The organism is Pseudomonas sp. NFPP02 (genome assembly GCF_900119355.1).
Lineage (GTDB): Bacteria > Pseudomonadota > Gammaproteobacteria > Pseudomonadales > Pseudomonadaceae > Aquipseudomonas > Aquipseudomonas paracarnis.
On the sequence record NZ_FPJI01000010.1, the window covers coordinates 248664 to 273099 of the forward strand.

Sequence of the window (24436 nt, forward strand, 5' to 3'; positions counted from 1 at the left end):
AGCCTCCATCAGGCCGACGAACTATGGGCGACAGACTGTTTGCATAACAGACTCAGGTGGGGTGATAAAAAGCGGATCAGATCAGCTTGAAGCGTTCTTGTGCGTCAATCTGCTGCACCCCATGGGCATAGGGGTGCAGGGGTTGAGCGGGTCTGATGATGCAGATCAATTAAATCACCGAACCAGGTTGGTCCGCCTTTACATGCTCACGGCCATCGGTTGCGCCTTCAACCGTCAGCGCGTCCGCCTCGGCTTCGGTGATGTAGATGCGCGAACCTGCCAGTTCCAGATAAGACATGGCTTTGTCGTGATCGGTCAGGACGGTCACCCGTGTGGCTGGCAGGCTTTGTTCCTGGCCATTGTCGTCGAGCGTGAAGTAGCACAGATGATTTTCGATGCGTACGGTCATGACAATCTCCGTTTTGTGGGCTATGCAGCGTTAGGCGGCCGCCATGCGCACGGGTTCCAGGCAACTGACTGGCGGTCTGCGCTGTCCATCCTTTATCTATCCATAGTAAAAAGGAGCGCATCCATGGAGGCCTGGTGGCATCTGGCGTGGCAAACCCTGCAAGCCGAATTCGCAGACATTGGCGATGCCCGGCAACTCACCCAAGTGACCGTGCGCCTGCTGATCGCGGCGATCCTCGGCGGCATCCTGGGGTTTGAGCGTGAACACAAGGGCAAGGCGGCCGGAGTGCGCACCCATATGCTGGTGGCGCTTGGCGCCGCGCTATTTGTGCTGGTGCCGCAGATGTCCGGCAGCCAGGCGGATGCCATGAGCCGTGTGGTTCAAGGGGTCATCGCGGGCATTGGCTTCCTCGGCGCTGGCACCATCCTCAAGGGCAAGGAAGACGAAGAGGGCCAGCATGTAAAGGGCCTGACCACCGCGGCCGGGTTGTGGATGACCGCCGCCATTGGGGTTGCGGCGGGAATGGGGCGTGAATCGACGGCGGTGCTCAGTACGCTGCTGGCCCTGGCGGTATTCAGCGTGATGCCACGGATCGTCAAGCTGCTGGAGAAGGATGAGTGAAGGAGGTCAAGTGATGAGGTTGCCGTATCTCACCTCACCTAAGGCTTTCACCACAAAGGGCGACTCTCCCGGGTTGCCGGAGATCATCACCACGCTCGTATTGTGAGCCGGGCTATAGTGAATCTGTACCTCGCTACTGGCTCCCGAGAAGTTTCCTACCAATTTCAATGGCGTGTTGCCGAGTTGATTTCTAATTGCCGATACATCGAGTTTGTCTCTGTGGTGGTCAAAATCCATCACTTGCTCAGGTGCGTCGAAACTTGATTCACGGGTATTACGGAAGGTGAAGGTCTGACCATTGTCATTCCTGACATTGTTGTTGTGTGTGAGGCTTTCTGCCGGGGGCGGTGGATTATCCGGTTGAGGGGGCGGGTTGCCGAGGTCCGCCTCTTTGCCGATATCGAAGAGGGCTGAAGCCAGAGGCGTACTTTGCCGCATTCGCTGTATGGCAGAAAGCTTCTCAATGCGTAGATCACGCTCGATTTGCATAGCGCAGTTGAAACCTGCCTCGGGATCAAGAGTGGAGGTGCGCTCGCGAATTTCTTCAAGGCTCAAGCCCGGGTCCTCGATATGTGAGGATCGGTCATGAATCATCTGCAGGCTTGATTGACCTAAACGCTCCTTCACATCGGTAATCAGTTTGCGCGCTTCGTCTGCATCCGGGCCGTGCAGCAAGGATTTGACGTTTTCCCTGCTTAACAGGCTTCGAATCGTGGTCACCTGCCCGGAGGTCTCGTGTGAGTTGGGCGCGCGCAGCATATTGGTAATGTTCTCCTGGCTGGTCAGCGCACGAAGTTGGGCAAGCTGGGTGGCGTCGGCACCGGCCGTCTTCGGCTCTACGTTCGCAGAGGGGGCGGGGTTGGGCAAGGTAAAGGTTTGCGGCGCCCTGGAAGGGGCGGAGGCGGGCGTGTCAGGCTCTTTCCTGCGCATGATTGCGCTTGGGCCGGCCCTGAACAGATCGTTCAGTTTTTCCCGATGATCGTTGACTGGCGGTTGTTGGATGCCGTGAACAGCCGAGAACGGGGGCAGTAGTGAGGTGCGCATAGAAGGTACTCGCTTAACGGACAAGATAGTCTGCGGCCGGCAAGGGGGCGAGGCAGCGTACGGGAGACTGAATCTATCTTGTTCATCAAGAGCGGGATCTCGGTATTGTCGGTGATTGAAGTAGGAAAGCTCAGTAGCGCTTGCCCGCGATACTTTCACGGGCAAGTGCTTGCGTGTCTGTGAGTCAGGCAATAACCGGCGGCATCGTCGTGGGCGGTTCCTGCACCGGTGGCGGCTGGTTTTCAGGCGGCTCCTGTTCAGGATCGCGTTCCGGTTCGGGCGGAGGCAATGGGGGGGCGTCGATATTCGGATCTTCGGTTTCAGGAGGTGTCGGGATGCTCATGGGTATGGCCTCGTTTGTGCTTTGCTCTATCGGTGGACCATTGCCTGCTGGAAATGATTCCCGCCCAAGGGTGGTATATCCACCTGAACTTTTGGGCAGCGCCCAGGCTCGGACTTTAAACGGCCCAGCTCAAGGATAGCGTCGCCGTACCTGAATTCGTATCAAGCAAAGAGCGTCCAAAGGGCGTAAGGGGAAGCTGCTCGATGACTGCCGAAACACTGGTTCCAGAAGACTCCGTGCTGCCGTTGTCGCAGGCGCTGCTGCTACCCAGGATCGCGATCGAAAGCACCATGCCGGTCATCGACAACGGGGAGTTTGCCGTCAAGGCGGTGGTGGGCCAGCGGGTTCATGTCACCAGCAAAGTGTTCGCCGATGGCCACGATAAACTGGCGGTGTTGATCCGCTGGCGCGCCCTGGGAGACGAAAGCTGGCACAGCGTAGTCATGCTGGATATCGGCAACAACGGTTGGGAGGGCGCGTTTACCGTGGCCCACCAAGGCCGCCATGAGTACTGCATCGAAGCCTGGATCGACGCCTTTGCCAGCTTCTGTTACGAACTGCGCAAGAAGCATGAAGCTGGCGTGCCGGTCAGCCTGGAGTTGCAGGAGGGCCGTAGCCTGGTGCTGCAGGCCGCCGAACGCAGTGACAACGAACTGCGTGACCGCTTGATGCTGTTGCACCATGAGCTTTCCGGCCTGTTGGAAACCGAGCAGGTGGCGTTGTTCCTGCACGAAGACAGTGCACACCTGATGACCCAGGCCGACCATCGCGCCTATTTGAGCGTCAGCCCCGCCTACCCGATTGACGTGGAACGTGAAGCCGCACAATTTGCCAGCTGGTACGAGCTGTTTCCCCGCTCGATCACCGACGATCCGGCGCGGCACGGCACCTTTAACGACGTGCACGCACGCTTGCCGATGATTCACGACATGGGCTTCGACGTGCTGTATTTCCCGCCGATCCACCCCATCGGCCGTAGCCACCGCAAGGGCAAGAACAACTCACTCACCGCCGGCCCTGATGATCCTGGCAGCCCCTACGCCATTGGCAGTGAGGAGGGCGGTCACGAGGCTATTCACCCTCAGTTGGGCACTCGCGATGATTTCCGCCGGTTGGTCAAGGCTGCTGCCGACCACGGCCTGGAAATCGCCCTGGATTTCGCCATCCAGTGCTCCCAGGACCACCCGTGGCTCAAACAGCATCCGGGTTGGTTCAACTGGCGCCCGGACGGCACGATCAAATACGCGGAAAATCCGCCGAAAAAGTACCAGGACATCGTCAACGTCGATTTCTATGCGGCCGATGCCATCCCCAGCCTGTGGACCGAGCTGCGTGACATCGTGGTGGGCTGGGTGGAAGAGGGCGTGAAGACCTTTCGCGTCGACAACCCGCACACCAAGCCGCTGCCGTTCTGGCAATGGCTGATCAGCGACGTGCGTGCCAAGTACCCGGAGGTGATCTTCCTCGCCGAAGCTTTCACCACACCGGCGATGATGGCGCGCCTGGGCAAGGTCGGCTATTCCCAGAGCTATACCTACTTCACCTGGCGCAACACCAAGGCTGAGCTGAGCGAGTACCTTGCCCAACTGAACCAGTCGCCCTGGCGTGAGTGCTACCGCCCGAACTTCTTCGTCAATACGCCGGACATCAATCCGGGTTTCCTGCATGAGTCCGGTCGCGCAGGCTTCCTGATCCGCGCTGCGCTGGCCACGATGGGCTCGGGCCTGTGGGGAATGTATTCGGGTTTCGAGTTATGCGAAGCCGCGCCGGTGCCGGGCAAAGAGGAATACCTGGACTCGGAGAAGTACGAAATCCGACCTCGGGACTTCACCGCGCCGGGCAACATCATCGCCGAGATCGCCCAGCTCAACCGCATCCGCCGCCAGAACCCGGCGTTGCACACGCACCTGGGGCTCAAGCTCTACAACGCCTGGAACGACAACATTCTGTATTTCGGCAAGCGCAGCGAAGACGGCAGCAATTTCATTCTGGTCGCCGTCAATCTCGACCCGCACAACGTCCAGGAAGCCCACTTTGAATTGCCGCTGTGGGAGATGGGCTTGCCCGACGATGCCCAGACCCAGGGCGAAGACTTGATGAACGGCCACCGCTGGACCTGGTACGGCAAGACCCAATGGACCCGGCTGGAGCCGCAGATGCCGTTCGGGATCTGGCGCATCAGTACATCCTGAGTGCTCGTTCCCACGCTCTGCGTGGGAACGTCTCACTTGACGCTCTGCGTGGGAATGCCTCGCTTGACGCTCTGCGTCGCGCTTGGGACGCGGAGCGTCCGGGGCTGCGTTCCTACGCGGAGCGTGGGAACGATCCTCGAGAACTTTGTATTTTCAGGAGTTTGCAATGGCCAAGAAACCCAAGGCAGCCACCTTTATCAAAGACCCGCTCTGGTACAAAGACGCGGTGATCTACCAGGTTCACGTCAAATCCTATTTCGACTCCAACAACGACGGCATTGGTGACTTTGCCGGGCTGATCGCCAAGCTCGACTACATCGCCGACCTCGGCGTGAACACCATCTGGCTGCTGCCGTTCTACCCGTCTCCCCGGCGTGATGACGGCTACGACATTGCCGAATACCGCGGCGTGCACAGCGACTACGGGACGATGGCCGACGCCAAGCGCTTTATTGCCCAAGCCCACCAACGCGGGTTGCGCGTGATCACTGAACTGGTGATCAACCACACCTCCGACCAGCACCCCTGGTTCCAACGCGCGCGCAAGGCCAAGCCAGGCTCGGCCGCACGGGACTTCTACGTGTGGTCGGATGATGACCAGAAATACGACGGCACACGCATTATTTTCCTCGACACCGAAAAGTCCAACTGGACCTGGGACCCGGTGGCCGGCCAGTACTTCTGGCACCGCTTTTACTCGCACCAACCCGACCTCAACTTTGATAACCCGCAGGTCATGAAAGCGGTGCTGTCGGTGATGCGCTATTGGCTCGACCTGGGCATCGACGGCCTGCGCCTGGACGCCATTCCCTACCTGATCGAACGGGACGGCACCAACAACGAAAACCTGGCGGAAACCCACGACGTCCTCAAGCAGATCCGCGCCGAGATCGACGCCCATTACCCCGACCGCATGCTGCTGGCCGAAGCCAACCAGTGGCCCGAAGACACGCAGCTGTACTTTGGCGACAGAAAGGGTGATGACGGCGATGAATGCCACATGGCGTTCCACTTTCCACTGATGCCGCGCATGTACATGGCGTTGGCCCAGGAAGATCGCTTCCCCATCACGGACATTCTGCGCCAGACCCCGGAGATTCCCGCCAACTGCCAGTGGGCAATTTTCCTGCGCAACCATGATGAGCTGACCCTGGAAATGGTCACCGACAAAGAGCGCGACTACCTGTGGAACTACTACGCCGCAGACCGCCGCGCCCGTATCAACCTGGGTATTCGGCGACGCCTGGCGCCGCTGGTGGAGCGGGATCGTCGGCGGGTGGAATTGCTCAACAGCCTGTTGCTGTCGATGCCGGGCACGCCGACCCTGTACTACGGCGATGAAATCGGCATGGGCGACAACATCTACCTGGGCGACCGTGACGGCGTGCGCACGCCCATGCAATGGTCCATCGACCGCAATGGCGGGTTTTCCCGTGCCGACCCGGCCAGCCTGGTGTTGCCGCCGATCATGGACCCGCAATACGGTTACCAGTCGGTCAACGTCGAGACCCAAGCCCAGGACCCGCACTCATTGCTCAACTGGACCCGGCGCATGCTCGCAGTGCGCAAGCAGTCCAAGGCGTTTGGCCGTGGCAGCCTGAAGATGCTCTCGCCGACTAACAGGCGCATCCTGGCTTACACCCGTGAATACACCGGCGAAGACGGCCACACCGAGATCATCCTGTGCGTAGCCAATGTGTCGCGCAGCGCCCAGGCGGCGGAGCTGGACCTGTCGGCCTTTGCCGGCATGGTGCCGGTAGAGATGCTCGGCGGTAATGCCTTCCCGCCGATCGGCCAGCTGAATTTCCTGCTGACCCTGGCGCCCTATGGTTTCTATTGGTTCGTGCTGGCAGCGGAAAACCAGATGCCCAGCTGGCATGTGGAACCGGCGCAAAGCATGCCCGACTTCACCACTTTGGTACTGAAAAAACGCATGGAAGAGTTACTGGAAGAACCTTGCCGCACCAGCCTGGAACAGACTTCACTGCCCGCCTGGCTGCCCAAGCGTCGCTGGTTTGCCGGCAAAGATACGGCAATCGACACGGTGCACATCGCTTATGGCGTGCGTTTTGGCGACCCGCAGCATCCGGTGTTGCTCAGCGAGATCGAAGTGACCAGTGCTGGCCAGGTCAGCCGCTACCAACTGCCCTTGGGCTTCCTTGGCGAAGACCAGTTCACCAGCGCCTTGCCCCAGCAATTGGCTTTGGCCCGAGTGAGACGTACCCGTCAGGTAGGTTTGGTGACCGATGCCTTCAGCCTTGAGCATTTTATCCTTGAGGTGATCCAGGCCATGCAGGCCGGCACCGTGCTCAATACCCCTGACGGCGATCTGCGGTTCGAGGCGACTGAGCACTTGGCCGCACTGCAACTGACCCGTGAATCGCCGGTGCGTTATTTGTCTGCCGAGCAGTCCAACAGCTCGGTGGTGGTCGGTGACAGCCTGGTGCTCAAGCTGATTCGTAAAGTCAGCGCCGGTGTGCACCCGGAGCTGGAAATGAGTGCCTACCTGACCGCCGCCGGCTACCCGAATATCTCGCCGCTGTTGGGCTTTATGAGCCGCCGCGACGGGCAGGGGCAGGACAACCTGCTGATGATTGCCCAGGGTTACCTGAGCAATCAGGGCGATGCCTGGAGCTGGACCCAGAACAACCTGGAGCGCGCGATCCGCGATGAGCTGGCCGAGGCGATCTCTGAACAGGAACAGCACTACAACGCCCTCGGCGAACTGGCGGATTTTGCCGGTTTGCTCGGTCAGCGCCTGGGTGAAATGCACCTGGTGTTGGGTGCGCCAACCGCCGACAAGGCTTTCAAACCCGAACCCACCACAGCCAAAGACGCCCAAGCCTGGGCCAAGGATGTCGGCGCCCAGATCGACCGCGCCTTGCAGTTGCTCAAGCTTAATCAAAGGCAGTTGAACCCCGCCGACCAGGCGTTGGTCAGTGAATTACTGGCGCAGAAAAAAGCCATCGCGGCGCATGTCCAGGCGTTGGCCAAAGCCACGGCGGGCGGGTTGCGCATTCGCGTCCACGGTGACTTGCATCTGGGCCAGGTATTAGTGGTCAAGGGCGATGCCTACTTGATCGACTTCGAGGGCGAACCGGCGCGACCGCTGCATGAGCGGCGCGGCAAACACAGCCCTTATAAAGATGTGAGCGGTGTGCTGCGTTCCTTCGATTATGCCGCGGCCATGGCGCTGAATGTGCAGGGGGTGGATCACACGCCAGAAGCGAACGCTGCGCGTAAACGCGTGACCGACCGCTACCTGAATGAAGCCCGCGTAGCATTTACCCAGGCTTACCAGGCCGCTGCGTCTACACTGGCGCATGACTGGCAGGATGCCAACGGCCAAGACGCAGCGCTGACCTTGTTCAGCCTGGAAAAGGCCGCGTACGAAGTGGCCTACGAAGCAGAAAACCGCCCGAGCTGGCTGCCGGTGCCCCTGCAAGGGCTGCACGGCTTGCTGAGCGGGCTGACACCTATATCTAAACCTGTACGCGGTGGGGAGACGTCATGAGTTTTACACAGAGAGAACCGCTGCAGCCCAAGTTGACTGCATTGCCGGCGTCCAAGGACGTCGATGCGCTGGTGCGCGCCGAGCACCCCGATCCTTTTTCGATCCTGGGGCCCCATGATGACGAGCAGGGCGGCCAGTTTATCCGTGCGTTCCTGCCCGAGGCCCTGAGTGTCCAGGTACTGGCGCGTGACACAGGTGAGCCGTTTGGCAGCCTCGATGCCACCCAGGTGCCAGGCCTGTTTATTGGGCACTTCAGCACTCGCCAGCCCTACCTGCTGAAAATCCAGTGGGCCGGCGGTGAGCAGATCACCGAAGATCCCTACAGCTTCAGCCAATTGCTGCTGGGGGAAATGGACCTGTACCTGTTTGCCGAAGGCAATCACCGTGACCTGGGCAACTGCCTGGGGGCTCAGGTGGTCAGCGTCGACGGCGTGCAAGGCGTGCGCTTTGCCGTCTGGGCGCCGAACGCACGGCGGGTTTCGGTGGTGGGCGACTTCAATATCTGGGACGGGCGCCGCCACCCGATGCGCCTGCGCCATCCATCGGGCGTGTGGGAAATCTTCATCCCACGCTTGCAGCCGGGCGCGGCCTACAAGTATGAAATTCTCGGTGCCCACGGCATTTTGCCGCTCAAGGCCGACCCTGTGGCGTTGGCCACCCAACTGCCGCCGGACACCGCCTCGAAGGTCGCCGCACCTTTGCAAGTGGATTGGCAGGACCATGAGTGGATGCAATCGCGGGGAGACAAGCAGAAAACCACTGCGCCGTTGTCGATCTACGAGCTGCATGTGGGGTCCTGGCAGTGCGAGCTGGACGAGGCCGGTGAAGTTGCCCGTCAATATGGCTGGCGCGAACTGGCTGAGCGGCTGATTCCTTACGTTCAACAATTGGGCTTCACCCATATCGAGCTGATGCCGATCATGGAACACCCCTTTGGTGGCTCCTGGGGCTATCAGGCGTTATCCCAGTTTGCCCCCAGTGCTCGCTTTGGCTCGCCGGAAGACTTTGCCTGGTTCGTCAATGCCTGCCATCAGGCCGATATCGGCGTGATCCTTGATTGGGTACCCGCGCATTTCCCCACCGATACCCACGGCCTGGCGCAATTTGACGGTACCGCGCTGTACGAATACGCCAACCCCCTGGAAGGCTTTCACCAGGACTGGGACACGCTGATCTACAACCTGGGCCGCACCGAGGTCCACGGTTTCATGCTCGCGTCGGCCTTGCACTGGCTCAAGCATTTCCACGTCGATGGCCTGCGCGTGGACGCAGTGGCCTCCATGCTGTATCGCGATTATTCGCGCAAGGCCGGTGAATGGGTGCCCAACCGCCATGGCGGTCGCGAGAACCTGGAAGCCATCGACTTCTTGCGGCACCTGAACGACGTGGTTGCCCTTGAAGCCCCGGGCGCCTTGGTGATTGCCGAAGAGTCCACGGCCTGGCCTGGCGTCAGCCAGCCTACCCAACAGGGTGGCCTGGGGTTCAATTACAAATGGAACATGGGCTGGATGCACGACTCCCTGCATTACATCCAGCAAGACCCGGTGTACCGCGCCCATCATCACAACGAGCTGAGTTTCGGGCTGGTGTACGCCTGGTCGGAGCGCTTTATCCTGCCGATTTCCCATGATGAGGTGGTGCACGGCAAGCACTCGCTGATCGACAAGATGCCCGGCGACCGCTGGCAGAAATTTGCCAACCTGCGCGCCTACCTCAGTTTCATGTGGATGCACCCCGGCAAGAAGTTGCTGTTCATGGGCTGCGAATTTGGCCAATGGCGCGAGTGGAACCACGATCAGCAACTGGATTGGTATTTGCTGCAGTACCCCGAGCACCGTGGGGTGCAGAAGCTGGTAGGCGATTTGAACCGCCTGTACCGCGAAGAGCCGGCGCTGCACGAACAGGACGATGCGCCCCAGGGCTTCCAATGGCTGATCGGTGATGACGCGATCAATAGCGTCTACGCCTGGCTGCGCTGGAGCAAGGATGGCAAGCCGGTGTTGGTGGTTGCCAACTTCACCCCGGTGCCCCGTGAAGGCTACGCAGTCGGTGTGCCGTTTGGCGGGCGGTGGAGTGAGGTGATCAACAGTGATGCCGATACCTACGCGGGCTCCAATTACGGGAATGGCGGGGCCGTGTTTACCCAGGATGAGCCGCGCCATGGGCAACCGGTGTCGCTGTCGTTGAACCTGCCGCCCCTGGGCGTGCTCATTTTGCGACCTCAAGAGCCTGAAACGCTCTAGCGCGGCGTATGCCGCTGTTCGGCTTGCTGGCAAGGTGCCACAATGGCGCCTTTGCCGTCGCCGGTCAAACAGGCCAACCCCATGCATAGCCTCGGGCAAGATCAGGGTCACTCCATCGAAGAGCAGGTGCGAACCGACCGTTTGCACCAGCTCTTTCGTCAATCATTCTCGGCGATCTTCGGCAGCTACCTGGGCGCCGTCATGCTCTGCTGGCTGTGCTGGGATCGCTTCGATCAGCAGGTCATCCTGGTGTGGCTGGTACTGCTGGCGGGCTCGTCATTGGTGCGCCTGCATCTGTTTGTGCAATGGTTTCGCTGCCCTGACGCGGGGCGCACACCCGCACGTTGGGAGCGCCACTACTGGGTCACGCTGATGCTGTCGGCGGGTATCTGGGGCGGCGGGGCGCTGGCGGTGATGCCGGTCGATGACCGCTTGTCCCAGGTGCTGGTGATGCTGTTTACCGTGGGCATGTCGGTCAGCGCGGTGTCCTGTTATTCAGCCTATCGCTACATGACGCTGGGCTCGATGGCGCTGGTGTTGCTTCCCTGCACGGTATGGATGCTGTTTCAGCCTTCTCCGATGCAGGTTGGCGTGGCGCTGGCGGTGCTGGTGTTTGCTTCGTTTGTGGTCGGTGCGACGCGCAAGCTGTCCGATGCCCTGGAAAAAGCCTTCCGTCTGACGAGGCAAATGGAGCGCGCTCATCATATTTCCACCCGTGCCGCCCAGACCGATGAGTTAACCGGGCTGATGAACCGTCGGGCGTTCTACGAACAGGCCCAATTGCTGTATGCCCAGTGCCTTCGCGAGCAGCAGCCGCTGTGTGCATTGATGATGGACATGGACCACTTCAAAGCCATCAATGACACCTACGGCCACCAGGCCGGCGACCAGGTGTTGCGCCAGATTGGCGCGGTGATCAGTGCGTCCTTTCGCCAGACCGATATCTACGGTCGCCTGGGGGGCGAAGAGTTTGCGGTATTGCTGCCCAATACCTCGTTGGAGACCGCACGCAGCATCGCCGAGGAGTTGATCCAGACGATTCATGATTTGCCCGCCGACCCGGTACAAGGGGTGAGCGCAAGCCTGGGCGTAGCATCGACCTGCACTCAGCCTCTGGATTTGAACGCCTTGATGAACAGCGCCGACAAGGCCCTGTACCAGGCCAAGGCATCGGGTCGCAATCAGGTAGCGGTCGTCGACTGATCCTTGCACATCGCCTTTGCCAGCACCCGCGCAACTTGGTCGGCGGAGTAGGGCTTGGCGAGGAACTCAAAGCCTTCGTAGCCGCTGTCTGCCAGTTCCTCACTGTAGCCAGAGACGAGTACCACGGGCAGGTCGGGGCGGCGCTGGCGCAGCAACCTGGCCATGGCCACGCCGGTCATGCCGGGCATCACCACGTCGGAGAAAATCGCGTCGAACCCCTGGACGTCATTGCCAGCGAGGTTCAGCGCCTGTTCGGCATTGGTCGCCCAGGTGGTCTGGTAACCCAGGTCCTTGAGGATCTGGCTGGCGAAGCGTCCCACCTCTAAGTTGTCCTCAACGATCAGCACATGTTGATGAGCCGCCTCCTGCGGCGCTGGCAGATCTGCAGGGGTGTGTTGATCCGGCGCCGCTTCGCCTTCGACTTGCGGCAGATACAAGGTAAACACCGTGCCTTGGCCGAGGGTGCTGGCCACATCGATATTGCCGCCTGACTGCTTGGCAAAGCCGAATACCTGCGACAGGCCCAGGCCGGTGCCTTTGCCCACGGCCTTGGTGGTGAAGAACGGCTCGAAGATGCGCTCGAAGGTGTCGCTGGGAATCCCGCTGCCGGTGTCGGCCAGGGAAATGGTGATGTAGGGCATGCACGACTCGGCATCCCCACGAATACGTGGCAGCGTTTGCTCGCTGGCGACTTTGAGGGTCAGGGTACCCTGGCCGTCCATCGCATCGCGGGCGTTGAGGGCGATGTTGATCAGTGCGGTTTCGAACTGGCTGGGGTCGATGCGCGCATAGCAGGGCTGATCGGGCAATTGCACCTGCACGTGAATGCGTGCGCCGGTGACGCTTTCGAGCATCTCGCCGATGTTCTGCACGCGCTGGCCGACATCGAACACCTGCGGGTTCAACGGTTGGCGACGGGCAAAGGCGAGCAGTTGGCTGGTGAGCTTGCTGGCCCGCTCGACGGTGTCGGATACCGCGCACATGTAGCGTTGCCGACGCTCCTCGGACAGGCCGGGCTGGCGCAGGAAGTCCACCGACGAGCGAATAATGGTCAGCAGGTTGTTGAAGTCATGGGCGACGCCGCCGGTCAGTTGGCCGATGGCCTCCAGCTTCTGTGACTGGCGCAGTGCGGCTTCGGCCTCGGCCAGCGCATGGGTACGCTCATTCACGCGCTGTTCCAGGCTGGCATTGAGCTCTGTATAGGCGGCCAGGCCCTCGCGCACGGCGGCATCGGCGCGTACGCGCTCGATATGCGCCCAGGAACGCTCGGTGACTTCGCCCACCAGCGCCATGTCATAGGATGACCAAAAGCGCGGCAGTTTGTCGTGCACGGCCATCAGCGCGGTGAGCCGCCCGTCTTTGATCAACGGCATGCAAATAGTGGCTGTCACCCCCAGTGCCTGGAAGCTCGCGGCGTCATGGGGCGGCAACTCGATCAGATTATTGCGTATCACCAGTGGCTCGCCGGCACGCAGGCAGTTGACCGCGCATTCCCCGAACGCCGCGAGGCTGTAATGCCCGATGATGCTCGGCGAGCCATGCGCCGACCAGTCGCCGCGAATGGTAAAGCCATCTTCATCCTCGTCCATGTCGGCGTAGGCACAGATGGACACCTGCAGATGTTCGGCCAGCAGGCGGGTCGTAGACGTCAGGATGGTTTCGGCGTCGGTAGCGTTGGTCACGCTGTTGCTAATGGCGTCCAGCACTTCAAGACGACGGGCCAGGAATACCGTGGCGGTTGTTTCGGTCACCGTGTCGAGCAAACCGACCACCACGCCTTGGGCATTGCGAATCGGGCTGTAGCAAAAGGTGAAATAGGCTTGTTCCGGCGCTTCGTTGCGTTGGATCAACAGCGGGAAGTTTTCGATATAGGTGGCGTGCCCATCGAACGCGGCGTCGGCGATAGGGCTGATATCGTCCCACACCTCGTGCCAGATCTCGTTGAACGGGCGGCCCAAGGCGTCGGGTTTGCTACCCAGGATCGGCGTGAACGCGTCGTTGTAGAGAGTAATCAACTGAGGCCCCCAGACGATGGCCTGGGGGAAACTCGACGCGAAGCACAGCGCAACGGTTGTCTTCAACACATCGGGCCAGTGTTCAAGTGGCCCCAGGGGCGTATTGGCCCAATCGTGCTGACGAACCCGCTCTGCCATTTTGCTGCTGCCTTGCAGCCAATTCATCATGGGGTTCACACCTTGCTTGCTACGTATTGTTTAGCTTTGAAGAGTCAGGCCGACTAGCAACAGACCGGAATGACCGCATTCAGTTCAGCGCAATTATCTCCCTGATAGCACTTTGATTTCATTGTCTATTTGCACGCCGTCATTATTGGCCGGGTTGGGCCGGCGCTCAACCTTATTGCGTGCCGAATAAGCCCGTCCAATAGATGCCCGCGTCACTCTTGGGGTCCATGGCGTAGGCGGCACCCAATTCGCGAAATTGCGGGTTCATCAGGTTGGCGCAGTGGCCGGGGCTGGCGAGCCAACCGTCGACGACCTTGCGCGGCGTGTCGAGGCCGGCGGCGATGTTTTCACCAATATTCTTCGCGATATACCCCGCCAACTCGGCGCGGTCGCCGGGCGTACGGCCGTCGGGGTCCAGGTGGTCGAAGAAATTGCCGTTGGCCATGTTGCGGGTATGGCTGTTGGCTGCGCCGGCCAGGGTGTCATTCCACGACAGGGGCGCCGTGGCGGTGAACGCCTGGCTGCCACACTGGCGCGGCTCGGCACGGGCGGTGTTGATCAGGTCAAGCAGTTTTCTGCCTTCGGTCTGCCAATCGCCCAGGCCGCTGGTCACCAACGGGCGAGCCAGCACGATGCGCCAGTCCTGGCCGCTGTTGCTGACCCCAATGTCGACAAATTGCGGATCGAGCACTACGCGGCAGAAGCTCTCGCGCACCGCTTTCATCGCGGCCTCGGCATCCTTGGGCCCGGACAGGCTGATGGCCTGCACATTCACCATCGGGTAGGCAGCGCGCGCCAGCGACTGCTGCAAATCGCCGACATTGGAAGCCGGCAACACCAGCCGTGTATCGCTGGTCAGCGGCGGCAGCTCCTGGGAACCCTGGTCACCGCAGCGTTGCACCTGGCTGCGGTATTGGTTGATCTGTTGGACTAACTGACTTTCTTCATTCGCCATCGCGCTGGCGCAGAACACCGTAGTGGCGGCCAGCGTCGTAAGACCCATCATCAATGACAGAACGCGCATGGACGTTACCCTTGAGCTTGAAAGTGCCCATGATGCGCGATCCAGGTGCATCCATGCACCCGTTGGTCCGAACTTTTTTGCTCAGTTCTTGAATGCCGAGTGTTTCGCGCCCTGATCGCAAAGGGCAAACACCACCACCAACAAGGCAGAAATCGCAAGGATCACCACCACGCCATCGGTGGAGTGGGTGGCCGAGGCCGCTACCATAGATAGCGCGCCCAGCGGTGCCAGGCCACCGGCAATGGCGGTGCCGATTTCCCGCCCGGTGCCAAAACCCGAAGAGCGCGTTTGCGTCGGGAACTGCCGGCTCAGGAACGAGCCCTGGGGCGCAAACATCATCGGCGCGAGGATACCGGTGCCCACACCGATTGCGAGGTAAATCATCAGGCTTTCACCACTGTTGAGCAGGGCCAGGAACGGGTAGGCGAACAACAGCGAGCACAGCCCGCCGAGCATCAACACGGCCTTGCTGCTCCACTTGTCACACAGCCAGCCGAAGCAGGGCACGGCGACGATGGCTACCAGGCTGGCGATGGTCACCGACAGCGAGGTGACATGCACGTCCACGCCTTTGAATTGGGTCAGGTACGCCAGGGAGAAGGTCTTGAAGATGTAGCTCAGGGCGTTGTAGCCAATCGCGACAAAAAACACCACGGCGAGGCCCTTGAGGTCGTTCTTGAACAAGGCCTTGAGGGGCGATGGCTTGGCTCTGGCTTTTTCCTTGCTCAGCGCTTCGAACTGTGGGGTTTCCGGAATGCTGTTGCGCACCCACAGGCCGACGCCCACCAGCACGATGCTGCAGATAAACGGAATGCGCCAGCCGCCGGCCAACAGGAACTCGTTGCCGTTGATGGTCAGCAGGTAAATGGTCAGCGAGGACAGCAACAGGCCCAGGTTCAGGCCCAGTGCCGGCCAGGCGCCCTGGCTGCCACGCTTGCCTTGGGAGGCATGCTCGTAGGACGTGACCGCCGCCCCCGACAACTCGGCACCCGCGCCCAGGCCCTGGATGATGCGGATAAACACCAGCAGGATCGGGGCCCAGATGCCGATGGAGGCGTAGCTGGGGATCAAGCCGATCAAGGTGGTGCACACGCCCATCAGGCAGAAGGTCAGCACCAGCACTTGCTTGCGCCCGAACTTGTCGCCCAGGTAGCCAAACAGGATGCCGCCGAAGGGGCGGGCGATAAAGCCGATGGCAAAGGTCGAAAAGGCCATCAGCGTGGCAGTCTTCGGGTCGCTGTTATCGAAGAAGATCTTCGAAAACACAATCGCCGCCATGGTGGCGTACAGGTAAAAGTCGTACCACTCCAGCATCGAGCCGAAGATGGTGGCCGCGGCGACTTTGCGCAGGCGCTTGCGGGTTTGTTCGGGCGTTTCGGTACCGGGGATGGAGGCGGATGCCGACATGCTGGACTTCCTTCTGGTCTTTGTAGTTATTGTTGGGTGAGCGGGCGGTGCGGTGTTACTGGGGGTGGAACAGGCGGTCGGCGATCATCGCGCCGATGGGCATGGCCGAGGTGGCGGCCGGCGAGGGCGCATTGCACACATGCAGCATTCGTGAGGTTTGGGCGAACAGAAAGTCGTGCACCAGGCTGCCGTCGCGCATCACTGCCTGGGCACGGATACCGGCCTCGTAGGGCAGCAGGTCATCGAGGGTCAGGGACGGACAGTACTTGCGGCACTGCTCCAGGTAGCCGGACTTGAACAAGGAGTTCTTCATCTCGGTGGTGCCCGAACCGAGGTTTTGCCAGAGGGTTTTCCAGAAACCCGGGAAGCTGGCGTACTGCGCCACGTCGCGCCAGTTCACCGAAAACTTGCGGTAGTTCTCGCGGCCCAGGCCCAGCACGGCATTCGGGCCGACGGTGACGCTGCCGTCGATCATGCGGGTCAGGTGCACGCCGAGGAAGGGCAGCTCCGGGTCAGGGATCGGGTAGATCAGATGGTTGACGATGTTGTTCTTGGCGGCGGGCAGGCGGAAGTACTCGCCCCGAAACGGGATGATCTGATGGTCGATGCGGATGCCGGCCAGCCGGGCCAGGCGGTCCGACTGCAAGCCGGCGCACACCACCAGGTGGCGGGCCTGCCAGGTCTCGCCCTCGGTGTTGACGGTGACCGTATCGGTGTTTTCGTGGATGGCAGTGACGGTGCGTTCCAGGCAGATCTGCCCACCGTTGCGACGAATCACCTGGGCCATGGTCTCGCACACCTGGCGGTAATCCACAATCCCGGTGGCATCGAGAAACAAGCCGCCGAGGCCGACGATGTTCGGTTCACGCTGGCGCAGTTGTTCGGCATTCAGGCGCTCGACCTGCATGCCATTGAGCTGGGCACGGGCGTACAGCGCTTCCATGCGTTGCATTTCCAGCGGGCTTGAGGCCACCAGCAGCTTGCCGCACACCTCGAATTTGATCCCGTGTTCGCGGCAGAACTGCTTGGTGGCTTCGGCGCCGCGCTTGCACAAATCGGCCTTGAGGCTGCCGGGTGCGTAGTAGATGCCGGCATGGATCACGCCGCTGTTGTGGCCGGTCTGGTGCCTGGCCAGTACCGACTCTTTTTCCAGGATCACCAGCGACGCGCCGGGTTGGCGCTTGAGCAGCTCCATGGCGGTGGCCAGGCCGACAATGCCGCCGCCGATAATGCAAAAGTCATGAATCATTGCTGGGTACCTAGGCTGTACATTTCAGTCTGCTTATCAGGTTGTCAGACTAATGTTTTTGTTAAAAAAATGGCGTGTCCACGGACACGCTGCAAACAAGGTGGATCAATTCGTGGTGGGTAATTCCAGTTGCAGGCGTCGCGCCGCGGCACGCAGGTGCGCCTCGGCACTGGCAGCGGCGCGCTGGGCGTCGCCGTCGGCAATGGCCTGGTAGAGCTGTTGATGTTCCAGGGTCGCGTCGGCCGAACCGGTGGCAAAGCGCGAGGCCGAGTTTTCCCACGCGGTTTTACGCGCACTGGCCAACTGGCTCCTGAGGAAGTCATGGAAGGCCACGAAGTAGTCATTCTTGCTGGCGTCGGCAATGGCACGGTGGAATTCCACATCGGCCAGGGCTGCGGCTTCAAAGTCGTCGCGGTTGTCCTGCATGGCCTGCAACGCGCTTTTCATGCGCTGCAGGTCGGCGGTGTCGCGGCGCTGGGCGGCAATCGAAGCGGCCTGGGTTTCGATCCACAAGCGCACTTCGAACATTTGCGCCAGGTCAGGTCGCCGACCATTGGGCTGTGGAAACCGAAACACCGTGCCTGCAGGGGTCTGCGAAATAAACGAGCCCAGGCCACGGCGGGCGGTGAGCACACCGTCGGCCTTGAGCTGGGCAATGGCTTCACGCACCACGGAGCGGCTGACGTTGAGTTGTTCGGCCAGTTGCTGTTCGGTCGGCAGGCGCGACTCCGGGGCCAGTTGGCCGGATTCGATTTCTGCGCGAATGGCGCTGACAACCCGTACGACAAGCGAATCGGGGCGCTGGAGCTCAAGCATGGGAAAACCTTGGTGATCAGGTTGTCAGACAATAGTCGTTACGATTTTAGCTTGTCAACGTTTGTCTGCTTCGCGCTGGCCAGGGAATGTGCGCGTCTCCAGGCGATCAGCACAGCCAGTAACAGCAAACCTACCGCCATGGCGAAGGTGGCGTGCAGGCCGGCTGCCACCGCCTGGGGCGGGGCATGGCTGACATCCGGGGTGGCGCGGGCGAACACCGCGCCGAGGGCTGAGGCGCCGAAAATCAGGCCCAGGTTGCGCGACAGATTCAGCAGGCCGGACACTGTGCCTCGGCGTGTCGCCTGTATATCGCTCATTACCGCCGTGTTGTTGGCCGCCTGGAACAGGCTGTAGCCGGCTGTCAACACGATCAGCGCCGCGAGATAAACACCAAGCCCGGACGCCTGCGACAGCAACAGGGCCCCGCACAGCATCACGCTCAGCCCCACGAGGGTCAGGCGTTGGCTGCCGAGGCGATCGGTCAGGTAACCCGCCGGTACACCGGTAACCGCCGCGACCGTTGGCCCGACGGCCATGGCCAAGCCCATCCAGGCGGGATCGAGGCCCAGGCCACGGGACAGGTAGAACGGGCCCACCACAAACGTGGCCATGATCACCGCCGACACCAGAACACTCATGACCAGGCCGGCGCGCAACGGCGCATCGCGCAGGGGCGCCCAGAGTGTATCGCCTGGCGAAGCTTCGCGGGCGTTAGCATCCGCCGGCAAATAACGGTAGGCGAGGGCGGCAGCCACACCCGCCAAGGGCAGGCCGATCAGAAACAGCGCGCGCCAGCTCCACAGGCTGAGCAATACTCCGCCGACACTCGGCCCCATGGCCGTGCCGAGTGCCGACATAGTGCCGAGCAGGCCCATGACTCGGCCCGTATTCGCTTTCGTGACCGTGTCACCGACCATGCCCAGGGTCATCGCCATCATGATCGCCGCGCCCAGGCCCTGGAATGCCCGTGCGCCGATCAGCCAGGACAGGGTTGGCGCGGCGGCACACCCGGCGCAGGCCAGGGCAAACACCAGCAACCCGGCCAGCAGCAAGCGCCGGCGCCCCAGACGGTCGCCCAGGCGCCCGGCGCTGACAATCACGGCGGTGATGGCCAGCAGGTAGGCGAGCACCACCCACTGCACGGCCTGAAACGATGCCCCGAAGGCGTGCGCCAGGCTGGGCAGGCCGACATTCGCGATGCTGGTGCCCAGGGCGGCCAGCAACATGGACAGCGACAAGGCCACCAGGCCGCCGCGTGTGGAGGTTTGCATGCGTGTTTCCTTGAGTGAATGCACCTGTCGCAAATCTACGGCGTCGCCTAAGATGGCGGAAGACGCAGGGGTTGCAGGTTATAGCTGCGTCCAACGCCTGATAAGGAGTCCCCATGCCCGACCTCAATTTACTCATCACCCTGGACGTGTTGCTTGCCGAAGGCAGCGTCGCTCGCGCGGCCCAGCGCCTGCGCCTGAGCCCTTCGGCCATGAGCCGGGCCCTGGCGCGTTTGCGTGCAGCCACTGGCGATCCGCTGCTGGTACGTGCCGGGCGCGGCCTGGTACCGACGCCCCGGGCGTTGCGATTGCGTGAACAGGTCAGCCAATTGGTGCAGGACGCCCATGCGGTATTGCGCCCGGCAAACACCCTGGACTTGGGTGAGGTGGTGCGCACCTTCACCCTGCGCACTAGCGAGGAGTTCGTCGAACGCTTCGGCCCCGCCTTGCTGGCGCGTATCGCCCAGGACGCCCCAGGGGTGCGATTGCGTTTCGTGCACAAGAGCGACAAGCACAGTACGTTGCTGCGCGACGGTGTCGTCGACCTGGAAACCGGTGTGGTCGATGCCGGCGCCAGCCCGGAGGTGCTGACCCAGGCGCTGTTCCGTGACCGCCTGGTGGGCGTGGTGCGCGAGGGCCATGCTCTGAGCCGCGGCCCTCTTAGCGCAGCGCGTTTCGCCCAGGGACAACATGTCTACGTGTCGCGGCGTGGGCAGGACCGTGGCCAGATCGACGAGGCCCTTGAGGCGCAAGGTCTGGTTCGGCAGGTCGGCATCGTGGTCGCCGGTTTCAACACGGCCATCGCCCTGGCGCGTGATACCGACCTGATCGCCAGCGTGCCTGAACGCTATATCACCGTGCCGCCTCGAGGCTTGTACTGCTTTGAGCTGCCGGTGACATTGCCGCCATTTACCGTGGCGATGCTGTGGCACCCGCGGCAGGACGCCGACCTGGCCCATCGCTGGCTGCGCGCATGTTTGCGCGAGGTGTGCGGGCCATGATCGGCGCGCAACAGGTACAATCGCCGCTGCCTTGACGCGAAACCCCAGGAATTTGCATGTTCAGTCTTACCCGCTACACCACGCCGTGCCCCGAACCGGTCAACAGCCAGATCCTGCAGATGGTGGTGGACAACCTCACCGATATCAGCAGCGTAGCGCTGGCACCGAGCAACCTGCTCTACAGCATCTACCAGTACGCCATCGGGTTTGAGGTGCACCTGTACCTTGAGGCGTTGAATGGCGAAAAGGGCATCGCGGTCGAGTTGGTCGTGGCGACGGAAGACGAGACGGTGGTTGGTTTTTGCCTGTATTTGCCGGTGAAGGATGATCCGCACGCGTGTGGCATCGCGTTTATGGCGGTGCAGGCGGGCTTTCGTCGCCAGGGTGTGGCACGCAGCATGATGGACGAAGTGTTGGCGCGTTATCCCCACGCCGAACTGGCCTGTGCGGTAGAGAAGGTTGCGGTGTTCGAAGCCATGGGTTTCCAGGTACGCGGTGCGCGTGGCACCCAGGTCGTGATGAACACCCGCAACTACGGCACCGATGGGTTGATGGGCGTGTTGGATGTGGCCTCAATCTACAGCTCGCTGGAGGTGCGGCAGATCCACACCTACCTGCTGCAAAAACACGGCAAGCGCGCCATGGTCGACGCAGAGAAACAGCGTGATCGGCACCTGGACCAGTTGACGCGCAAGGCGCAACTGTTCGTCCAGGGCCGTCTGCCTACGGCCTGACGCGCCTGACCATCCCGAGGATAGTCTCCAGCAGCTCCTGCTGAGCTTCCTCCCGGCTGATCTCGCCATTGGCCGCCGCATGGGACAGGGCTTCCGCCGCGCCGAGCATGGCGCGCAACCCGGCCTGGGAGATGCTGCCGCCGGCGGTGAAGGGCGACAGCGCATCTCGGCATTTATCGAGAAAGATCGCCTCGTATTCGCGCTTGGATGCTTCCAACTCCGGCGAACCGCTCAAGGCGGCAATCACCCCGGGTATTTCCCGACCTTGCAACAACACACAATCGACATACGACGACGCGATGACCCACGCACGCTCCTCAAGGGTCGCGTTGCTGGTGGCGATGGCATTGGCAAACACCTGGTCCTGGCGTTCGTCGAAGTCTGCATACAGCGCGGCCAGCAACCCCGCGCGTGTAGCGAAGTGGTCGTACACCACTGGTTTGGTGACGCCCGCCAGCTCGGCCAGGCGGCCCAGAGTCAGGGCGTCGGTGCCTTCGTCACGCACTAATTGCCAGGCCACGTCGAGTAACTGGCGCAGGCGATCTTCACGGGACAAACGACGACGTGGGGCAGGGGATTCACTGCTTGACATGCTTATATACCAAAAGTAACTTATTCGACGTAACTTACTAAAAGTAGATTAAGCTCAAATGGAGTCAAAGTCATGCACGCACTGATCGTAGTTGCTCATCACGACCCGCAATCTCTCACCCACAGTGTGGCCGCCGAGGTGGGCGCGGGCTTGAGCGCCTCTGGCCACACCTTTGAAATAGCCGACCTTGCCGCTGAAGGGTTCGATCCACGCTACACCGTCGCCGACCATCGGGTGCACCGTACTCGGGCGACGCCGCCAGCCGACGTGCAGGCCGAACAGGCCCGCATAGACCGCGCCGACGCGCTGGTGCTGGCGTTCCCCATCTACTGGTGGTCAATGCCAGCGTTGCTCAAGGGTTGGGTCGACCGCGTATTCGTCAATGGCTGGGCGATTGATTACGGCCCCGATACACCGGTGCAGAAGAAACTCAGGCATTTGCACGTGCATGTGCTGGCCCTGGGGGCGGCTGACGGAAGCGCCTTCGATCGACACGGTTATGCCAAGGCCATGAATACCCAGATCGACTACGGCATCTTTGATTATTGCGGGGCGCGGGTACTCACTTCCGAGTTATTGTTGGACTCGGAAAGTGGCACGGCCCAGGCGCATTTGCACAAGGCCCGGACCGTGGGGCAGGGGTTGTTTGAGCGTGAGGCCATCGCGGGATAATTCAAGCGTCGCGAAACAGGTCGTGGGCGTCGAGCAAGCGGTAGGCAATCTCTGGGTTTTTCTCCAGGCCACGGCGAATGGAGGCGGGGATCGACTGGCGGGTCTTGCGGCACATGCCCGGCAGTTCGTCGATGACGATCTGGATCCCGCGCATGCTCTTGACCTCGGTATGCCCGGGCGCGATGTGTACGCGGATGCCGAGTTGGTCGTACATCCGCTGTTGCAGGTGTTCGAGGTCTTGCAGGCTCTTGAGGTTTTCCAGGCGCTCCAGCAGGATTTTTTCCTGCTGTCGCGTCAGTTGCAGAATGCGCAGATCAGCGCCGGGAGCTTCCAGCAGTTGTTCACGGTTGCAGACACAGGCGCCGGGTGGGCAGGGTTGGCGAAGGGTCATTGACGCTCCCGGCAAGGTTCAGTTGTAGGAGCGAGCTTGCTCGCGAAAAACTCACAGGCGCCGCATTCATTCAGCAAACACGCGTTTTGGTTAACGTTTTTCGCGAGCAAGCTCGCTCCTACAGGTTTGTGTGTCAGTAGCTTAAGTGAACGCCCAGGCTGGCCAGCGCTTTCCAGTAGTCAGGGTAGGTCTTGGCTACGCAATCAGGGTCTTGGATGCGAATGCCCGAGACTTTCAGCCCGGCCAGGGCAAAGCACATGGCGATGCGATGGTCGGCGTGGGTGTCGATCAGTGCGGTGCAGGTGATACCAGCCAAAGCGGGGTCGCTGGCGACCAGCAGGTCATCACCCTCGATGGTCGCCAGGCCCGGACGAATTTCGTTGAGGCCATCGTGCAGCGCCTGCACGCGGTCACATTCCTTGACGCGCAGGTTCGCCAGTTCAGTAAAGCGCACCGGGGTATTGTTGAATGCGGCGAGCACCGCCAGGGTCGGGATCGCATCCTGCATTTGTGAACCCACCACCGTGGCCTGCATGTTCGGGAATTGCGCGATCACGGCCTGTGCCTTGGCGTCGGGCTGGGTGAAGTCGTGCGCGGCTACACCAATATCGATACGGCCACCGGTCAGTACTTCTGCGGCCCACAGGTAAGTGGCGGCGGAAGCGTCGGGTTCGATCAGGTAATCATGGGCGGTATAGCCCGTGGGGGCCACGCGCCAGGTGGTGTCGTCCACGATGTCTACTTGGGCCCCGAACGCACGCATGCAATCGAGGGTCAGGTCCACATAGCCACGGGCGCCGATGTCCTTGCCGGTCAGCGCCACTTCAATCGGCGCTTCGCCGCACGCCGCCAGCATCAGCAGGGCCGATACGTACTGGCTGGACAAGCCTCCGTCAATCTCAAAACGCCTGGCCTGGACCTTGCCCGCGCCATGCACCGTTACCGGTGGGCAACCGGTGGGGCTGTCGACCTGGATGCCGTTCTGGCCCAGGGTGGCCAGCAGCGGGCCGATCGGGCGTTTTTGCATGTACTCGTCACCGTCCAGTACCACGGTGCCTTGCACGGTGGCGACGGCAGCCGTGAGAAAGCGCATGGCGGTGCCGGCGTTGCCGAGGAACAACGGCTGGGCCGGCAATTGCAGCGAGCCTTGGCTGGTGACGACAAAGGTGGTGTCGTCCGGCTCGTCGATGGTGACGCCCATCTGCCGCAGGGCGACCGACATGTGGCGCGTGTCATCGCTTTTGAGCGCACCGCTCAAACGGCTGGTGCCCTTGGCCAGTGCCGCGAGCAACAGCGCACGGTTGGTAATGGATTTGGAGCCGGGGGGCGCGACCTTGCCAGTGAGGGGAAAGTTGGGCGGTGTAACGGTCACGGTTTTCTGCGAACTCAAGGTACAAGGCTCCTGGTCAAGGCAAGGTGGCGTGGAGTGGCCGACGTGCGGACCCGAATCATCAGGCAAACACGCCATGCTTGTCGAGTGAGTGGGTGATCTGCGTGATTTATTGGCATGCGCTGCGTCCCTAATGTAGG

At 61.5% G+C, this 24436-nt stretch carries 20 protein-coding genes; 8 read left to right on the top strand and 12 right to left on the bottom strand.

What is annotated here, in order from left to right; translation table 11 throughout:
* Nucleotides 1–169 precede the first annotated feature (169 nt).
* Nucleotides 170–409: a DUF3203 family protein gene (locus tag BT204_RS18895; RefSeq protein ID WP_054921427.1), complete on the bottom strand. Its 240-nt coding sequence runs from the start codon at nt 407–409 to the stop codon at nt 170–172.
* Nucleotides 410–532: 123 nt separating this feature from the next.
* Between BT204_RS18895 and BT204_RS18900 the strand changes: the two genes are divergently transcribed.
* Entirely contained in the window at nt 533–1030 is a 498-nt protein-coding gene (locus BT204_RS18900; RefSeq protein WP_034127637.1) for an MgtC/SapB family protein, read from the top strand.
* 6 nt (nt 1031–1036) lie between these two features.
* Here BT204_RS18900 and BT204_RS18905 read toward each other — a convergent pair whose 3' ends face one another.
* Together BT204_RS18905 and BT204_RS27920 are read right to left on the bottom strand one after the other, a co-directional pair.
* Nucleotides 1037–2074: a M10 family metallopeptidase C-terminal domain-containing protein gene (locus BT204_RS18905; RefSeq protein WP_072447868.1), complete on the bottom strand. Its 1038-nt coding sequence runs from the start codon at nt 2072–2074 to the stop codon at nt 1037–1039.
* Between the two features lie 184 nt (nt 2075–2258).
* A complete protein-coding gene (locus BT204_RS27920) occupies nt 2259–2417 on the bottom strand; it encodes a hypothetical protein (RefSeq protein WP_164919357.1) in 159 nt (52 codons plus the stop codon).
* Nucleotides 2418–2620: 203 nt separating this feature from the next.
* Between BT204_RS27920 and BT204_RS18910 the strand changes: the two genes are divergently transcribed.
* The 4 genes from BT204_RS18910 (at nt 2621) to BT204_RS18925 (ending at nt 11569) form a co-directional block, all read left to right on the top strand.
* Nucleotides 2621–4609 (top strand): alpha-1,4-glucan--maltose-1-phosphate maltosyltransferase, encoded by a 1989-nt coding sequence (locus tag BT204_RS18910; protein WP_072447870.1) that lies wholly within the window; start codon nt 2621–2623, stop codon nt 4607–4609.
* A 166-nt stretch (nt 4610–4775) separates the two neighbouring features.
* Nucleotides 4776–8123 carry a maltose alpha-D-glucosyltransferase gene (gene treS / locus BT204_RS18915; RefSeq protein WP_072447872.1) on the top strand — a complete coding sequence of 1116 codons (3348 nt, stop codon included), beginning with the start codon at nt 4776–4778 and terminating at the stop codon, nt 8121–8123.
* A complete protein-coding gene (glgB, locus tag BT204_RS18920; protein WP_034127633.1) occupies nt 8120–10366 on the top strand; it encodes a 1,4-alpha-glucan branching protein GlgB in 2247 nt (748 codons plus the stop codon). The genes treS and glgB overlap by 4 nt, the downstream gene beginning before the upstream one ends.
* A 42-nt stretch (nt 10367–10408) precedes the next feature.
* The gene (locus tag BT204_RS18925) at nt 10409–11569 is read left to right on the top strand and encodes a GGDEF domain-containing protein (protein WP_057977238.1); all 1161 of its coding nucleotides are present in this window, start codon (nt 10409–10411) and stop codon (nt 11567–11569) included.
* Here the strand turns inward: BT204_RS18925 and BT204_RS18930 are convergent.
* The 6 genes from BT204_RS18930 to BT204_RS18955 all read right to left on the bottom strand — a co-directional run bounded on the left by BT204_RS18930 (nt 11548) and on the right by BT204_RS18955 (nt 19519).
* Nucleotides 11548–13752, bottom strand: a complete 2205-nt coding sequence (locus BT204_RS18930; RefSeq protein ID WP_072447874.1) for an ATP-binding protein — start codon at nt 13750–13752, stop codon at nt 11548–11550. The genes BT204_RS18925 and BT204_RS18930 overlap by 22 nt on opposite strands.
* A 172-nt stretch (nt 13753–13924) precedes the next feature.
* Nucleotides 13925–14776: a CAP domain-containing protein gene (locus BT204_RS18935; protein ID WP_072447876.1), complete on the bottom strand. Its 852-nt coding sequence runs from the start codon at nt 14774–14776 to the stop codon at nt 13925–13927.
* An 81-nt stretch (nt 14777–14857) separates the two neighbouring features.
* Nucleotides 14858–16183 (bottom strand): MFS transporter, encoded by a 1326-nt coding sequence (locus BT204_RS18940; protein WP_054898703.1) that lies wholly within the window; start codon nt 16181–16183, stop codon nt 14858–14860.
* 55 nt (nt 16184–16238) lie between these two features.
* A complete protein-coding gene (gene lhgO / locus BT204_RS18945; RefSeq protein WP_054898702.1) occupies nt 16239–17432 on the bottom strand; it encodes an L-2-hydroxyglutarate oxidase in 1194 nt (397 codons plus the stop codon).
* Between the two features lie 105 nt (nt 17433–17537).
* Nucleotides 17538–18248, bottom strand: coding sequence for a FadR/GntR family transcriptional regulator (locus BT204_RS18950; RefSeq protein WP_054898701.1), 711 nt, complete (start codon nt 18246–18248; stop codon nt 17538–17540).
* A gap of 38 nt (nt 18249–18286) precedes the next feature.
* On the bottom strand, nt 18287–19519 hold the full coding sequence (locus BT204_RS18955) for an MFS transporter (RefSeq protein ID WP_072447878.1): 1233 nt from the start codon (nt 19517–19519) through the stop codon (nt 18287–18289).
* Nucleotides 19520–19632: 113 nt separating this feature from the next.
* On the opposite strand from BT204_RS18955, the gene BT204_RS18960 reads away from it, so the two are divergent.
* Together BT204_RS18960 and BT204_RS18965 are read left to right on the top strand one after the other, a co-directional pair.
* Nucleotides 19633–20517: a LysR family transcriptional regulator gene (locus BT204_RS18960; protein WP_072447880.1), complete on the top strand. Its 885-nt coding sequence runs from the start codon at nt 19633–19635 to the stop codon at nt 20515–20517.
* A gap of 56 nt (nt 20518–20573) precedes the next feature.
* Nucleotides 20574–21251, top strand: a complete 678-nt coding sequence (locus BT204_RS18965) for a GNAT family N-acetyltransferase (RefSeq protein WP_054921399.1) — start codon at nt 20574–20576, stop codon at nt 21249–21251.
* Here BT204_RS18965 and BT204_RS18970 read toward each other — a convergent pair.
* A complete protein-coding gene (locus BT204_RS18970) occupies nt 21241–21843 on the bottom strand; it encodes a TetR/AcrR family transcriptional regulator (RefSeq protein ID WP_072447882.1) in 603 nt (200 codons plus the stop codon). The genes BT204_RS18965 and BT204_RS18970 overlap by 11 nt on opposite strands.
* 72 nt (nt 21844–21915) lie before the next feature.
* On the opposite strand from BT204_RS18970, the gene BT204_RS18975 reads away from it, so the two are divergent.
* Nucleotides 21916–22515, top strand: coding sequence for an NAD(P)H-dependent oxidoreductase (locus BT204_RS18975; protein ID WP_057977249.1), 600 nt, complete (start codon nt 21916–21918; stop codon nt 22513–22515).
* 1 nt (nt 22516) lies between these two features.
* On the opposite strand, the gene BT204_RS18980 is transcribed toward BT204_RS18975, so the two are convergent.
* Together BT204_RS18980 and aroA are read right to left on the bottom strand one after the other, a co-directional pair.
* Entirely contained in the window at nt 22517–22906 is a 390-nt protein-coding gene (locus BT204_RS18980; RefSeq protein ID WP_034127625.1) for a hypothetical protein, read from the bottom strand.
* 133 nt (nt 22907–23039) lie between these two features.
* Entirely contained in the window at nt 23040–24296 is a 1257-nt protein-coding gene (aroA, locus tag BT204_RS18985; protein ID WP_057977253.1) for a 3-phosphoshikimate 1-carboxyvinyltransferase, read from the bottom strand.
* Nucleotides 24297–24436: the final 140 nt, after the last annotated feature.

Excerpts from the sequence above, each read along its gene's own strand:
- BT204_RS18905 (WP_072447868.1), bottom strand. The coding sequence starts at position 2,074 with ATGCGCACCTCACTACTGCCCCCGTTCTCGGCTGTTCACGGCATCCAA.
- BT204_RS18930 (WP_072447874.1), bottom strand. The coding sequence starts at position 13,752 with ATGATGAATTGGCTGCAAGGCAGCAGCAAAATGGCAGAGCGGGTTCGT.
- BT204_RS18910 (WP_072447870.1), top strand. The coding sequence starts at position 2,621 with ATGACTGCCGAAACACTGGTTCCAGAAGACTCCGTGCTGCCGTTGTCG.
- BT204_RS18950 (WP_054898701.1), bottom strand. The coding sequence starts at position 18,248 with ATGCTTGAGCTCCAGCGCCCCGATTCGCTTGTCGTACGGGTTGTCAGC.
- BT204_RS18935 (WP_072447876.1), bottom strand. The coding sequence starts at position 14,776 with ATGCGCGTTCTGTCATTGATGATGGGTCTTACGACGCTGGCCGCCACT.
- BT204_RS18960 (WP_072447880.1), top strand. The coding sequence starts at position 19,633 with ATGCCCGACCTCAATTTACTCATCACCCTGGACGTGTTGCTTGCCGAA.
- BT204_RS18975 (WP_057977249.1), top strand. The coding sequence starts at position 21,916 with ATGCACGCACTGATCGTAGTTGCTCATCACGACCCGCAATCTCTCACC.
- BT204_RS18925 (WP_057977238.1), top strand. The coding sequence starts at position 10,409 with ATGGCGCCTTTGCCGTCGCCGGTCAAACAGGCCAACCCCATGCATAGC.
- glgB (WP_034127633.1), top strand. The coding sequence starts at position 8,120 with ATGAGTTTTACACAGAGAGAACCGCTGCAGCCCAAGTTGACTGCATTG.
- BT204_RS18895 (WP_054921427.1), bottom strand. The coding sequence starts at position 409 with ATGACCGTACGCATCGAAAATCATCTGTGCTACTTCACGCTCGACGAC.
- BT204_RS27920 (WP_164919357.1), bottom strand. The coding sequence starts at position 2,417 with ATGAGCATCCCGACACCTCCTGAAACCGAAGATCCGAATATCGACGCC.
- BT204_RS18955 (WP_072447878.1), bottom strand. The coding sequence starts at position 19,519 with ATGCAAACCTCCACACGCGGCGGCCTGGTGGCCTTGTCGCTGTCCATG.
- BT204_RS18980 (WP_034127625.1), bottom strand. The coding sequence starts at position 22,906 with ATGACCCTTCGCCAACCCTGCCCACCCGGCGCCTGTGTCTGCAACCGT.
- lhgO (WP_054898702.1), bottom strand. The coding sequence starts at position 17,432 with ATGATTCATGACTTTTGCATTATCGGCGGCGGCATTGTCGGCCTGGCC.
- BT204_RS18940 (WP_054898703.1), bottom strand. The coding sequence starts at position 16,183 with ATGTCGGCATCCGCCTCCATCCCCGGTACCGAAACGCCCGAACAAACC.
- BT204_RS18900 (WP_034127637.1), top strand. The coding sequence starts at position 533 with ATGGAGGCCTGGTGGCATCTGGCGTGGCAAACCCTGCAAGCCGAATTC.
- treS (WP_072447872.1), top strand. The coding sequence starts at position 4,776 with ATGGCCAAGAAACCCAAGGCAGCCACCTTTATCAAAGACCCGCTCTGG.
- BT204_RS18970 (WP_072447882.1), bottom strand. The coding sequence starts at position 21,843 with ATGTCAAGCAGTGAATCCCCTGCCCCACGTCGTCGTTTGTCCCGTGAA.
- BT204_RS18965 (WP_054921399.1), top strand. The coding sequence starts at position 20,574 with ATGTTCAGTCTTACCCGCTACACCACGCCGTGCCCCGAACCGGTCAAC.